We start from the raw sequence: 14,407 nt of genomic DNA on the forward strand, positions 1-14,407 counted from the left end.
ACCGATGCACTCCAGCGGCGTTAAAAACTACGGTCTTATGCTGTTTGCCATCACGGCAGTCAGTTGCAGCAGCCAGTCAGCCCCACAGTCAAACTCGCCCCTCCCCCCGACGGATCGCAAGCCTGCCGCAGTCGAAACTCCTGCCACCGCCGAGGTCGCTGCGCCCGAAGGTGCCGCGCAAGAGCAGAACCCTCTTCCGCGGTCACCCCGCAGAAGAGCCACTCCCATCGAAATCGCTCCTGCCGCGACATCTCAAGCCACCGACGCGGAATTCTCGCCGGAACAGCTCGAACGTCAGCGCGAGGCACTGAAACCCCTTCAGGTACTGCTGGGAAACTGGAAAGGCCTGTCGCGAAAAGCCCACTCAGATCAGCCCAAGTGGGAATACGACTGGGTGACTGACCCCAACCACCCCGGACTACGGATCGCCTCGGACGCTGGAGTCTATATCCGTAATGGACGACTGACATACCGACCTGAATCGGACCAGTTTGAACTGACGACCACCGACGCCGAGGGTTCACACCGCACCTTTCAAGGGACCTTCATCGAACCGATCCGCGATGTCACCACAGACGAAAAGAAGCTTCAGCGCACCTTCAAACTGCAATTGACCGAAACAACGGCCCAACCATCCGACATTCAGTGGCGACTGACCTTCAATCAGCAGGAAAACAATCGCTACATTCTGGAGGTGGATCGAAAGCGGAACAACGGCCCGTTCAGCCGTGTCGACACCATCCACACGCAGCGCGAGGGAACCTCGTTCGCACTCAGTGAGTCTGATTATGGCAGCAAGACGTGCATCATCTCTCAGGGGTTAGGCACGATCTCCGTCAGCTACAAGGGACAATCGTTCTGGGTCTGCTGCACAGGCTGCAAAGCGGCATTCGAAGAAGATCCAGAAAAATGGATTGCGAAGTGGGAAGCGCGGAAGAAAAAGTAGGGCCCGTTTCGGTCTGCAAGCCCGGCAACACACCTCGTCTCCCACCCCTTGAAATTCCCACACGGCCCGCTGAGTCAATCAGGTGAGAGACGCGGGACGTTGTACTCGGAAATGTTTTTCCGAACCGCCGCCGCCGGAAATCAAAGACCGACCGGAGATCAAAGACCGAATAGTCGCTTCAGAGCGTTGATCAGCCCATGTGGAGTGCCGGCCCGAGCCTCGTCCTTGAGTGCTTCCAGCGGCGGATGAAGCAGTTTATTGACGATCCGTCCGACGGTCCGTTCAATTTGCTCTCGGTCGTGACTGGTCAGTTGCGGCAGCTTGTTGAAGAGTCGTTCCAGTTCGTCCTTGCTGACCGCGTGCCAATCCTGCATCAGTCTTGAAACGACTTCGCCACTGGCACGGTGGTAGTATTCCGCCATGAAGCGAGCGGTCTCGTCGTCGATCAACTGCCGTGCCTTGTCGATTTCACGGACGCGGGCTTTGCGATTTTCTTCGCACGTGTTTCGCAAGCTGTCGATGTCGTACAGGAACACGTTATCAAGTTCACCGACATCCGTCGCAAAATCGCGAGGGGCCCCGAGATCGAGAATGAAGGCGGTGCGGCGGGGATCGGCCTGACGCACGCGCTTAAACAGTTTTGCATCGACGATCGGCCGGTCGGCCCCCGTCGTGCTGACAATGACATCCGCGCGACCGAGCCAGGTTTCCAGCTCAGACCATGGAGCGGCACGCCCGCCCCATTCGGCGGCGACACGTTCGGCCCGTTCAGGACTGCGATTGACGACCACGATATCGCGGACCCCTTCGTCCTTCAGATACCGCAGCGTTTCTTCTGCCATCTCACCCGCCCCAATGACCAGAACCATCTTGTCATCGAAGTGATCAAAAATACTCTTGGCAAAGTCCCCGACAGCGACGCTGGCGATCGAGACTTTACCTTCGGACAATCGCGTCTCGGTCCGAACCCGCGCGGAAGTCCGAATGGCACCCTGGAACAAAGCGTGTGAGATTGGTCCGCATGATCCCGTCACTTCGGCGGCGCGGTACGCCTCGCGCACCTGGTTCACAATCTGCGGCTCTCCGAGCACCATGCTGTCGAGCGACGAAATGACTTCGTAGAGGTGCCGAACCGCTTCCGAACCTGTAGCGACCCGAAGTTCCCCCACAAATTCGTCGAGCGGTACACCATGGAATTCGGACAGAAACTGAGCAAGCTGGGGCGGAGTCAGTGGTTCTGCATCGGACCCACGGGCGATGTACAGTTCAACCCGATTGCAGGTCGACAACACGACCGACTCGGTCTCGGGAAAACGCTCTTTCAGCCGCTGATAGGCCGCGTTGAGCTGATCCTGTGTAGCGAAGGCCAATCGCTCGCGGATCTTCAGCGGCGTGGTCTGATGAGTACAGTACAAAGCGAGCAGGTTCACGGTGCCAGTCCTCGCGTCGCATTGGCCGACGGAGTCGGTGCCGATCCATGTATTGAGTGCCATTTTGCGGCTGCGGTCAGCATTTGCAAACCAATCAGCGTCACGAGCAGAAATCCGCATGCCCAGGCCGTCCGCAGAGCGATCTGTCGACCCGGCGACCGCTTTTGAATCAGTAGCCATACGAAGAGGACCCCCACTAATAGACCCGTGAAGATGCCACCAATCACGACCGGGTCAGTCCACGTCATCGGGATTCCTCCCCCTGTCGCGAAGACCCCCAGTCCGAACCCGGAAATGATTCCCACCATCTGAAACGGAACTGCCACCAGAATGGCAAAACGATTCAGCCGTTCGATCAACTCGAGGTTCGGAAGTTTGACGGAATCATTCGACGTTTGCCGTTGCTTCAACCGGCGGTGCTGCCACAAATACAGCAGACTCAGCACAAATCCAAGCAAGATGAAACCGGTACCGAGCATCAGTGTCGATGCATGCAGCATCTTCCAGCCGCGATCGTAGTCAAGACGGTGTCCCGGCTGGTCCGTAACGAACCATGAGGCAACCACCAGAGCCAATATCACCGGCCAGGCGACCAGTCCCGTCGCCAGTTCGCTATCAACGGCCGACACAAACAGATGAACCAGCACCGCCAGCCAGGCCAGTACCAGATACCAGTCATGTGCCGAACTGAGCAGGGGAGGGAGGTCCGCCTGGCGCGATCGATACAGCAGATAGAGAGTGTGCGCGACGAATCCCGCCACGGTGAACAGGAACGAGACGATACGGCTGAGTGTGCTGCGCCGCTTCAGCTGGCTGACCTCGCAGGCGAAGGCCACCCCATAGCTGGCGAGAAAACAGACGACACTTGTTTTCAACATCACTTGTGATCGTTTCCATTGCCTGTCTCAGAACGGTTGTCTTCGTCCAATCGTCCAAAGGGGACTCTGCATTGGAAAACCGCACCGATCAACGAATTGAAATGTACGTCACACCAGAGCAAGATTCAAATCCCCAGATTCGTTTCCAGGATTGCCTGCGACCGAAGAATATGAGACTTTCTCTAGAGACATCTTGTGTTCCGGCAGCCACGAAGGCAAGTCGCACGAGTTTCCCACACCATGGCAAAAACCCTGCTCGAATACGCTGAACTGCTGGATGGTCGCAATCTGCGCTGGCCCGCGCCACCCAAAATTGTACCCGTTCAGGCAACCCCATCTCTGAAGCCGCTGCCAGGAATTCGGGCCGTCACCTGGAACCTGTACGGAACCCTGCTGAGAATTACCGACGGTGAACTGGTATTCCAGCACCCTCAGGCCCTGCGGATGGAAGTGGCGATCGAAAAGACGATCGATGAATTCAATATGTGGAACAGCATGACCCGCCGGCCGGGAAAGCCGTCGGATCTGCTTCTGCCGAAATACCTGAATGCGATTGAAGAAATCCGACTCAGGTCCAGCAACAAAAAAGGAGATCTTCCTGAAGTCGATGCGGCCCAGGTCTGGCACACGCTGCTCGAAATGCTGCATAAAAAGGACTACACCTACGATGAATCCCTCTACGGCAGCATGACCGAACTGGCACAGAAGGTGGCCTACTTCTTCCATTCCAGCCTGCAAGGGACAGAGGCCACCCCCGCCGCGCTCGACACGCTGAACGCCATTGCTGCGGCCGGACTGCGACAAGCGGCACTCGCCGATGCCCAATGCTTCACCCTGGTGCAGTTGACTCGCGCCCTCAGGCATCAGGGAAATCTGTTTCACGTCACAGAATTGCTGCCCGAATCCCTGAACACCTTGTCCTACGAGTGGGGTATCTGTAAGCCGTCCCTGTCACTCTACGCACAGGCAATTTTGCGATTCAAGGAGATCGGAATCGAGCCAAACGAGATCCTGCACGTCGGAACCCGTATCCAGGGGGATCTCGCACCGGCCAAGGCCTGCGGCTTTCAGACCGTCCTGCTGGCAGACGACAAGACAAGTCTGGCGGTCACGCCCGAAGATCTGAAGAACCCCGAAACGCGGCCCCACCGGCTGATTACCGAGTTGCCACAGTTACGCGAGATTCTCCAGATCTGACGTGACGACGATCGTTCACCGATCAGGGTCGCTCTCGTCGTGCCCTGACTCATTTCGCGTCCCGACTCATTTGAGGTGAGGTCGCACCAGTTCTGCTCTGATCATATAACCCGCCTCATTGGGATGAAGTTTGTCATCAATGTGCAGGTCTTCGCGCGGCTTCCCGTCGGGACCCAGTAAAGCGTCAAAAAGCTCAATGTACCCCAGGTTCGATCCCGTCGAGCAGATTTCGCGGATCAGGCGATTCGCTTCTTTCTGTCGATCCGCTTCGGCCCAGCGAGCGGGACTGGAATTGATTTCCATGAACACGATTCGTGTATCGGGTAGGCGGCTTCGAACTTTGGCCACATATTCCTTGAAGTCAGCGGCGACCTGTTCCGGCGATTTCCCTGCGTGAATATCGTTCGACCCGGCATGCAGCACGATCAGTTTCGGCTTGTAGGGGAACACAATCTGATCTGCGAAAAACGTGTTCTCTGAAATCTGAGATCCGCCGAAGCCGCGATTGAGGACTGTGGCTTCCGGGAAATCCTGCTCCAGAGTCTTCCACATCCGGATGCTCGATGAGCCTGCAAACAGGACGGCACCGGTGGGTGGGGGATTTGACTTGTCCTGTGCGATGAACGCAGCAATCTCATTTTCAAATCGGTAGGGCCCCTCTTCGGCCCGCCAGAGCCAACGCAAGGATTCGGGCAGTATCGCTCCCCCGTGATTTCCGCTGTGGCCGCCGTGTCCCCACACAGTCTTGACGTCGTATCTGGCAAACTTCAGCGAGGACTCCATTTCGAGGTTCGCGAGCCACCAGTTGCCATGTTCGTTATTCAGATCACGATCACCATCCTGCAGAAAGACGCGAATCGGTTTGCGGGGCGTTTTGCGAATCATCGCCTGGTAATTGTGACCACCCCGGATGTTCGTGAAACTGCCGATGTGACTGAGCACTTTGCGGAACGCATCGGGCCGTTCCCACGCAACGGTCCAGGCACAGATCCCGCCCGAGGAGGCACCACAAATCGCCCGCTGTGCTGGATCATTGGTGAGGTGATAGCTTTTGCCGACTTCGGGCAGAATCTCTTCCAGCAGCAGCCGGGAATACTGATCGCTGAGCGTGTCGTATTCGAAGCTTCGATTATTTGCGCGCCAGCGGCTGTCAGGCAGCGAGTCCCCACGATGCCCCGGATCGATAAAGATTCCGATGATGGGGGGGATCGCCTTCTGATGGATCAGGTTATCGAACACCACAGGAACGCGATATTCGCCTGTTTTATTGACATAGGCGTGCCCGTCCTGAAACACCATGACCGCGGTCGGCTTGGCGGCGTCATATTGCGCGGGGACATAGACATAATAGTCCCGCACGGTTCCTTCAAAGACTTGGCTGGTCCACTGATGCCGGGTGACGGTTCCCGTGGGAACCCCCTCAACAGGGAAGGAATCCTTCCCCAGTTCGTACTTTTGTGGTTCAGCCGGCTTGTCTGTCTGAGCCAGTAGTGAGGAAGCCAGAATCAGAGGGAGCACGCAACAGGCTGCAAAAAGTCGCACGGTGAAGTCTCCATCGAGAAAAGAATGTCCGCCAGGAATCTGTTAAGATAGAGATCCCACGTATGTCGTGAAAGCAACTTGCCGATGCGAAGGAAAGCTCTCGCAGTACTCGCACGTTGTGGAAGCCCCAAGAGCACGGACCACAAGCCGGTCCTGCGCTTACGGCCGGTGTTTTGAAACCCGCGTATCCCCTGTTCCGCACTCTGATCTGCCCCGAGACTCCCTTGAACGACACTGTCAACAACCCGGCCTCTCCCCCCATGGAGTCCACCTCTCCTAACGACGTTCGCACCCTGCGCATGACCATTTCCTATGAGGGAACGAACTATTGCGGGTGGCAGGTCCAGCCGAATGGAATCGCGCTGCAAGCCCTGGTCGAACAGGGGCTCGCAGATTTCACAGGAGAATCGACGCGGGTCGTGGCATCAGGTCGAACGGACGCAGGAGTTCATGCTGTCGGACAGGTCATCAGCTTCACCACCCGCAGCACGGCCCCCTGTCATGGCTTTCTGCAGGGCTTACCACGTTATCTCCCCGACGACATTGTCGTCCGCGACGTTCAAGTGGCCGAACCCGGTTTCAACGCGCGTTTCGATGCCAAGCGCAAGTGGTACCGGTATGTCATTCACAACAGCCCGATCCGCGTCCCGTTTCTGCGAAATGCCGTTCTGTGGCAACGGTCGCGACTGGACGACATCGCCATGAATACCGCCGTGCAATGCCTGGTGGGGACGCACGACTTCCGCTGCTTCGAGACCCAGTGGCCCAATCGCTCTTCCAGCGTTCGCACCATTTCTCATGCGTCGGTGACCCGCACCGCCGGTTGGAACGCATGGGATTCCGAAGCGTCCGACGCGCCAGGACGAAATCCGGCTGCTGTCGCCTCCCATCCGGACCCGGCATTCCTTTGTTTCGATGTGATGGCAGACGGTTTTCTTTACAACATGGTGCGTGCCATCGTCGGGACACTGATCCATGTCGGCCGAGGGCGCTGGTCTCCCGCTGATTTGAAGCGGATCCTCGAATCTGGCGACCGTTCGCACGCGGGGGAAACGGCTCCCCCCCAGGGGCTGTACCTGATGCGAGTCGACTACTGATCGAACCTCGACCACTTCAGGGACGACCACCGTCAGGGACAGTGCACAAATGGTTGCTTTTCAGTGCCGGCGGTTCTAAAACTTCGCGTGATGCCCCCGCCCAGGTATGCGTCTCAACCGAATCTGGCTGACATCCGGAAATTGGATTCCAAGGCAAGCTGCAAGGAGGTCGCACCAGGCATGATTTCGCAACTTTTGACCGGAAATCAGCGGTTCGTTGAATCCGAATTCAACCGGAATCTGGACTATTATCACTCGATTGCCGCGGCTCAGACACCCGCTGTTTTGTGGATCGGCTGTTCTGATTCCCGTGTTTCTGAAGACGTCATCACGGGCAGTAAACCGGGAACGATGTTTGTTCACAGGAACGTCGCCAACATCATCGCGTACAACGATGTGAACTTCGCCGCGCTGCTCGAGTACGGCGTGACGTACCTGAAGATTCCGGACATCGTCGTATGCGGCCACACACGGTGCGGGGGAATCAAGGCGATTGTCGAAGGGGTTAAAGAGAACTACATCGCGGACTGGCTGCAGATTGCTGCCGGTATTCGAGATGAGGTGGAAGTTCTGGCCCAGCAACAGGGACTGAGCCACGATCAGAAGCTTGATCTGCTATCGAAAGAGAACGTCAAACTGCAGATTAAACACCTGAATCGACTCTCGTTTATCCGGCGGATGCACGAGAAAGGGTCGATTCCTCGCATTCACGGCTGGCTGTATTCGGTGGACACGGGCAAGATCGAGGTACTGGTTGACGGACACGCCGCTGCGGCCCATCGACCCGGATAGTCCGGTCGGGATGCGGCGAGATCGAAAACGCTGATCATCCGCATGAGCCAACGTCTCCGCAGCTTTCGGACTCGTGGGCTGCGAGGAAACGGGCGAGCCCTATTCCCCCGCCGTATGACCTCGGCCACACCGCTCACTGATGATCATTGCTTCCGTCTAGAGGTTAGGACACCGTGGATTCGAATATCATTGCCGCTCCCGACATTGCTGCGGCGGCATCGCAGATCTTTTCACCGACGATCCTGCGTGAAATGGGGATGCTGGTCTTTCTCATTGTCGCGGCTCTCATCGTCCTGCCCCGCCCCCAGCGACGGCTGGCTGTCCACCCGATCGTCTTTCTCGTACTGGCCGCCACCCTGCTGGGAATATCGTCCCTCTTCTCTCACCTTCAGATGGACGGTTTCTTCCGTTTGCTGGCTGAGTTTCTGCTGCTGACTGCCGTTGTGAGGACCTGCTTCCTCTGCGTGATCACGATCCTGCAGCGCGCGATGAAATGGTCGCCGCAGCGGATTTACCTCGACATCTGCCTGGTCTTAATCTACGGCGTCGTGCTGGTTCCTCTCTTGAGCAACGCTGGCCTGAAGTCTTCTGACCTCATTACAGGGACTTCCGTCCTGACCCTGGTTCTTGGCCTGGCGCTGCAGGGAACCCTGGGAAATATCTTCGCCGGCATCGCCATCAACGTTCATCACCCGTTTGCCGTGGGTGACTGGATTCAGTTCAACGATCGACGGGACCACATCGGGAAGGTCAAGGAAATCAGTTGGCGGGGAACGACGGTTGTCACGCTCGATTCGGTCGAAATTGTCATCCCCAACACCCAACTGGCCGAGATGCCCCTGGCGAACTTCATGCGTCCCCAGCGGCATACACGCCGGTCTGTCCACTTTGTCTGTCCCTATTCGATTCCCCCCGGACGAGTGCATTCCACCGTTCTCAACGCGATCGCGGGATCCCGAGGCGTACTCGCAGAACCTGCCCCGACGATCATTACGAACGCATTCACCGAACGGGGCGTGGAGTACTGGTTGCGGTTCTTCACCGACCAGTTCGAAATCCGCGACAGCGTCGACGGGGGTGTGCGAGACCGCGTCTGGTACGCACTTCAGCGTGAGGGAATCACGATGCCGCCCGCCGTGATGAACGTGCAACTGCAACAGCTTCCCACGGAAGAGACGCCGGTCCCGACTCGCGAAGAAATCCACGAACGGGTTCTGAGGGGTGCTTCACTCAGTCAGGGGTTACCTGACAAGGCGTTAGCAATCCTGGCACGGGAAAGCAAACTCCGACGCTACCACGCAAACGAAGTGATCATTCGACAGTATGAACCGGGCAGAGAACTGTTTATTGTTCACACCGGAACGGTCAGTGTCGCGTCGGCCCGATCGGGATCAGCGGCAGTGGAAATCACGCGACTGGGGCCTGGTGATTATTTTGGAGAAATGTCACTTTTGCTGGGTGAGGCTCGCAGCGGGACCGTCACGGCAGTCACGGATTGTGAACTGCTTGTGATCGACAAGCCGGCACTGGCCGCAGCGCTCGCTCAGTCGCCTGAAATGACGGATACTCTCAGTCGCACAGTGGCGGCGCGACAAAAGGAACTGGGAGACCGACTGAACGTCGGCACCGCCCCTGAAAACCTCGATGAACGGGCCAGTTCGTTGTTAGCAAAGATTCAGAAGTACTTCGGCGTGAGCTGAAACAAAGGCGCCACGGATATGGCTCGTCTGGAACGATTTGCAACTTACATCAGCGTTCTGATGGAACCCCATGATCGGCTTCTGGAACTGGGGCGGCAGTCGCAGGACGACCCCGCTCCTCTGGCGGTCGTCCCGAACGCCAGCCCCGTTCGGCTCGTGATTGCTGCACGCGATCAGAACGAGATCGGCCGCAAACAGCTCCGAATCGAAGCCCTGGGCAGCCAGCGAGTCCGGGTGACGAATATCAACGAGCGGAACACCGTGGCCATCGTCAACGAGCGCCAATTGAATCCGGGCGACTCGTACGAAGGAGAACTTCCCGTCAGGCTGACTCGTGGCGGATTTCAGCTCTGTATCGAGGCGGTCGGGGGGAGGAAGGCGCTTGCGCCGGAACAACACGATCTCTTCCAGTCCTTTGCCCACACCCCACCCAAGCCCCAGTCGCTGAGTCAACTCACGCGAAGTCGCGTCGATCCCCCGACCTCCTTGCCGCCCGCCCGCGAGTCGTTCGTTGCGTCGCTGCAGTCCTCCAACGCTGACGTGATGCTGGATCGACTTGAGCAACTGGTCGCCGTTCTTCAGCAGGTCGCTTCGACGACCGAATTCTCAAAACAGATCGCCGAAAAAACGCTCGAAATGGTGAACCTCGACCGCGCCGCCGTGCTCAAGCGGACGGGTGATCTCTGGGAAGTCGTCGCCGTGGCCACCGAAGGACAGAACGAAGGGGCCGAGCGATGGCAGCCCAGCCAGAAACTGCTGACCCAATTGCTGCGGGACCGTCGAACCTTGTGGGGTCGTCCCGGAGCGATCGACGCTCAACATTCCGAAAGTCTGGCATTCCTGCGAGCCATGGTTGCAGCACCGATTCTCGATCCTGACGGCGTGGTGATTGGTGCCGTCTACGGGGACCGCCGTCTGGGCGGCTCCACCAGTCGCCCCCCCATCGATCGATTCGACGCGAAGCTGGTGGAGATCCTGGCTTGTGGAGTCGCGGGGGGGTGGGCGCGGGTGGAACAGGAACGGGCCGCCATCGAAAAGCGCATCCAGTTCGAGAGGTTCGTGACGAAAGAAGTCGCGCAAAGTCTCGAAGAGGATCCCGAAGCTCTAGTCGGTCGGGATGCCGACGTGACTCTGCTGTTCTGCGATATTGCCGGCTTCAGTCGCATCTCAGGCTTGCTGAATCCCACGGAAACCTTTCGCTGGATCAACGCCGTCATGGAGACGCTCTCCCAATGTGTCCTGTCGACCAGAGGAACACTGATCGACTACGTCGGGGATGAACTGATCGCCATGTGGGGCGCACCGCTCGCGATGGAAGATCACGCTGCGGCCGCAACCGAAACCGCGCTGCTGATGCTGGATGCCTTAAAAGAGTTTAATGAGCGTTACGTGCTGCCGGATAAGGAAACCACGCAGATCGGGATTGGGATCAACACGGGTGTTGTCCGCGTCGGCAATACGGGGAGTGAGCATAAGCTGAAGTACGGACCGCTGGGGGCTCACGTGAACATCGCCAGCCGTGTCCAGGGGGCAACTCGCTTTCTACGCACGCCGGCATTAATGACGGGTGACACCGCTCGTCGGCTGGAGGGCAAGGTGCAAACCCGGCGACTCTGTTCTGTCCGCCTGAAGAACATAGAAATCCCTGTCGATCTGTTTGAACTCGTCGCGCATCCCGGGCCCGGATGGCGCGAGTTTGCCGCGGACTATGAACAGGCTCTGCTCGCTTGGGAACAGCATGATTTGCAGGCTGCCATCGGAATTCTCAGTCGCCTGGTGACAAAATCCAGCCAGGATGGACCGACGATGGTGCTGCTCTCGCGCGCTGTCGACGCCTGGTCACGAGACCAGCGAGAATATGATCCGGTCTGGACGCTCGCGTCAAAATAGCGAACATAATCACGCCGTGACCTACGCCACCGCAATCCGCCTGTAGCGACCGAACCTATGTCGACAGATACCCGATCATCCGAGAGGAACTCCCTGGACGCCGCCATTTCCGAATGGTTTCGCGAGATCAGGGCAGGGGCCGAGCCCAACAGTGTCGAGTTCCTGACACGCTATCCTGAGATCCGGACGGAACTTCAGGCGTTTCTGGAAAATTTTACGATCATTCAGAGTCGCATCGACCAGCACAACGCCGGGGAAACTCCCAAACCCGACAGCACCTCGTCCAGCCGTCCTGTTTCCGTTCACTCATCCAGTCCCCAGAGTATCGTCACCGCCGTATCGCTCGGAAACACGGATGTGACAGCAGGTTCCGTCTCCTCCCATGCCCGCTATCGCGAACTGAAGTTGTTCAACAAGGGGGGCCTGGGTGACCTCTACCGTGCTTATGACGAATCGCTGAATCGCGAAACCGCAGTCAAACGGGTCAACGATCGTGCCGCTTCGGAACCTGCGCTGCTGACACAATTTCGGATCGAGGCCGAGATCACGGGGCGACTGGACCATCCCGGCGTCGTCCCCGTTTATGGCTATGGGGAAGACGCCGAGCACCGGCCGTTCTATGTGATGCGACTGATCAACGGTCGTGAACTGGCCGCTGCCATCCGCGAGTATCACTCCGTGCGTAGCGTACGCCCCAACAGCCAGGAAGCGCGCCGCATGCTGCTGACCCTGCTGGAACATCTCATCAGCGCCTGCAAAACCGTTGCTTATGCACACGACGTCGGGATCATTCACTGCGATATCAAACCGGCCAACATCATGGTCGGACAATACGGCGAAACGTTTGTTCTCGACTGGGGACTCGCCTCGACGTTCGAACGGACCAAGACGTTCATGAAAAATGAACTCGACCTGCTACGGCCCAAATCTGCTGGTGACGCAGCAGGAAACAGTCTGCGGGGGGGCACCTACGGGTACATCAGTCCGGAACAACTGAGTTCGGACGAACCCATCTCGCCGACCAGCGATGTCTATAGCCTTGGTGCGACCCTTTATGAAATTCTGACGGGCAAGCCCCCCTTCGACGGCCGTGACCCCCAGGTCCGCGAAAAGGTTCGGAACGCTCAGTTCCCGCGACCTCATCAGGTCATCCACTCGATCCCGCGAAACCTCGAAGCAATCTGCCTGAAGGCCATGAGCCTCTCACCTGGCTCGCGCTACTCCACTGCCACACTGCTCGCACGCGATCTGACGAGCTGGATGCGGGACGACGAACTGCTGGTGGCGCCAGACCGCTGGTACCACAAATTTTTTCGACTTGCTCGACGACATCGCGGAATCGCGATCAGTCTGGGGACTGCGGCGCTGGCGGTTTCGATCGTATCCGCGTGGATGATCTACGAAACGGACCGTTTCCGATTCTCACAGCGAATTGAAGAAGAGAAACGACGCTACATCGAGGATCAGAATGCGATCGTCGAGAAGACTCTCGATACCTCGCTGAAAACGCTGGAAGACCTTTGCCGACCGCTGGCGAACGGGGAAACGCACAATTTGTCAGTGCTCGAACCCGCGATGAACCGGATCAACGATTTCGCCGTCGACTATCTGCAGGATTACGAAAACGTGCCGGGGATGGCCCTGCACACGGGTCGGGTCTATCAGCTCCGCGCTACGGTCGCTCGCGTCCTGGGGGAAGACACCAATGACGTCCTGAAGTACTTCCATCAGGCGGAAGAGACTTACGAAAAGCAGCTCGACAGCGATAAGCCCGCCGCATCGAAGAACGAACTGCAGCGGCGGTTAGTCGATGTCAAACTCAACAAAAGTCTCGTCCACCTGCAGCGGGAAGAGTACGTACTGGCGGAAGGTCTGCTGAAGCAGGCCCGCGACATGGCGGAGACGCTGCACCAGATCAACCGCAACGACGCGCTGCTGGAGCGGGATCAAGCCGAAATTTTCCATCTGCTGGGACAGGTTTACCTCAGTCGTGAGGCCGATGATCAGGACTACAAGCGGGCTCTCGTCGAATCGGAAAGCAGCTTCGACGAAAGTGTTCATATTCTGAAAAGGCTCATGCTGCGTGAGAAGAGCCAGATCGACAAGAGTCACCTGGAGCGAGACCTGGCACGCAGCTACGGATATCTGGGGGACTTGCATCTGGCGCAAGGTTACGTCTCGAAAGCCGAGCGGCGCTACAACGACTCACAGGACCTGCGACGAAAGCTTTATGAATCGAACAGTCAGGATGAAGAGTTTCGCTTTCAGTATGCACGCGGGCTGGGCAACTTCGGAATGCTGGAACGGAGCTACGGCGGGGACCTGGAACTCGCCGTCAAGCAGCTTGAAAAGACCGTCCAGCTTCAGATGGAACTGACACGGGAATTCCCCCGCATCCGAATCTACGCTTCTGATCTGGCCTATTACCAGAACTGCCTTGCTGAGGTTCTGACCTGGCAATCGCTCGACCATCCGGAAACAGCGGCGCAGTATCTCGCCCGAGCCCGCAGTGCGGTGACAATCGCCGAGCAGCAGGTGCAGAACGATCCGAACAGCAAGGATGACTTTGCCTGGTGTCTGGTCACGCGTGCCTCGATTGCACTTGTGAACAAAGATGAGAAAGAAGCAAAGACCCTCGCGCGACGGGCCGAGGATCTGATGCTCCGCAGCGACGGCTCCATCAAACGCAGCCGCAGCAAACAGGTGATTCTGGCAATCGCCGCCTCACTGCAGGGAAATGTCGAAACCGCCTATCAGGCGCTGAAGGAGGCGGTCGAACGGGGCGAGAATACCCCGGTCCGGTTCGAAAAACTCCGGGGCTCGGGCCTGAAAAATCTTGATGAAGATCCGCAGTATGGTCCGCTGTACCGTCAGCTTTGTCAGAAGGTGCGGGAAGCGATCAAAGAGTAAACAACACCTGCTCGGACGAGGGCTG

General features: G+C 57.8%; 10 protein-coding genes. 7 read left to right on the forward strand and 3 right to left on the reverse strand.

What is annotated here, in order from left to right:
- Positions 1–4 precede the first annotated feature (4 nt).
- On the forward strand, positions 5–946 hold the full coding sequence (locus ACGY09_RS11640; protein WP_397571653.1) for a hypothetical protein: 942 nt from the start codon (positions 5–7) through the stop codon (positions 944–946).
- Between the two features lie 158 nt (positions 947–1,104).
- Here the strand turns inward: ACGY09_RS11640 and hemA are convergent, their stop codons facing one another.
- Together hemA and ccsA are read right to left on the reverse strand one after the other, a co-directional pair.
- Complete coding sequence (hemA, locus tag ACGY09_RS11645) at positions 1,105–2,376, reverse strand: glutamyl-tRNA reductase (protein ID WP_373650087.1); 1,272 nt, start codon at positions 2,374–2,376, stop codon at positions 1,105–1,107.
- Positions 2,373–3,254 (reverse strand): cytochrome c biogenesis protein CcsA, encoded by an 882-nt coding sequence (ccsA, locus tag ACGY09_RS11650; RefSeq protein ID WP_373650086.1) that lies wholly within the window; start codon positions 3,252–3,254, stop codon positions 2,373–2,375. Before ccsA ends, hemA begins: the two co-directional genes overlap by 4 nt.
- A gap of 240 nt (positions 3,255–3,494) precedes the next feature.
- Between ccsA and ACGY09_RS11655 the strand changes: the two genes are divergently transcribed.
- The gene (locus tag ACGY09_RS11655; RefSeq protein ID WP_397571654.1) at positions 3,495–4,451 is read left to right on the forward strand and encodes an HAD family hydrolase; all 957 of its coding nucleotides are present in this window, start codon (positions 3,495–3,497) and stop codon (positions 4,449–4,451) included.
- Positions 4,452–4,517: 66 nt separating this feature from the next.
- On the opposite strand, the gene ACGY09_RS11660 is transcribed toward ACGY09_RS11655, so the two are convergent.
- Positions 4,518–5,993: a GDSL-type esterase/lipase family protein gene (locus ACGY09_RS11660; protein WP_397571655.1), complete on the reverse strand. Its 1,476-nt coding sequence runs from the start codon at positions 5,991–5,993 to the stop codon at positions 4,518–4,520.
- Between the two features lie 224 nt (positions 5,994–6,217).
- Here ACGY09_RS11660 and truA point away from each other — a divergent pair, with 224 nt between their 5' ends.
- From truA to ACGY09_RS11685, 5 genes are all read left to right on the forward strand, one after another.
- Entirely contained in the window at positions 6,218–7,090 is an 873-nt protein-coding gene (gene truA / locus ACGY09_RS11665) for a tRNA pseudouridine(38-40) synthase TruA (RefSeq protein ID WP_397571656.1), read from the forward strand.
- 180 nt (positions 7,091–7,270) lie between these two features.
- Positions 7,271–7,882, forward strand: a complete 612-nt coding sequence (locus ACGY09_RS11670) for a carbonic anhydrase (protein WP_397571657.1) — start codon at positions 7,271–7,273, stop codon at positions 7,880–7,882.
- A 173-nt stretch (positions 7,883–8,055) separates the two neighbouring features.
- On the forward strand, positions 8,056–9,582 hold the full coding sequence (locus tag ACGY09_RS11675) for a cyclic nucleotide-binding domain-containing protein (RefSeq protein WP_397571658.1): 1,527 nt from the start codon (positions 8,056–8,058) through the stop codon (positions 9,580–9,582).
- Positions 9,583–9,600: 18 nt separating this feature from the next.
- A complete protein-coding gene (locus tag ACGY09_RS11680; protein WP_373650080.1) occupies positions 9,601–11,472 on the forward strand; it encodes an adenylate/guanylate cyclase domain-containing protein in 1,872 nt (623 codons plus the stop codon).
- A 57-nt stretch (positions 11,473–11,529) separates the two neighbouring features.
- Positions 11,530–14,382, forward strand: a complete 2,853-nt coding sequence (locus ACGY09_RS11685; protein WP_397571659.1) for a protein kinase — start codon at positions 11,530–11,532, stop codon at positions 14,380–14,382.
- The last annotated feature ends 25 nt before the right edge of the window (positions 14,383–14,407 follow it).

The sequence above is a fragment of the Schlesneria sphaerica genome, assembly GCF_044336245.1.
In the GTDB taxonomy this organism is placed as follows: Bacteria; Planctomycetota; Planctomycetia; order Planctomycetales; family Planctomycetaceae; genus Schlesneria; species Schlesneria sphaerica.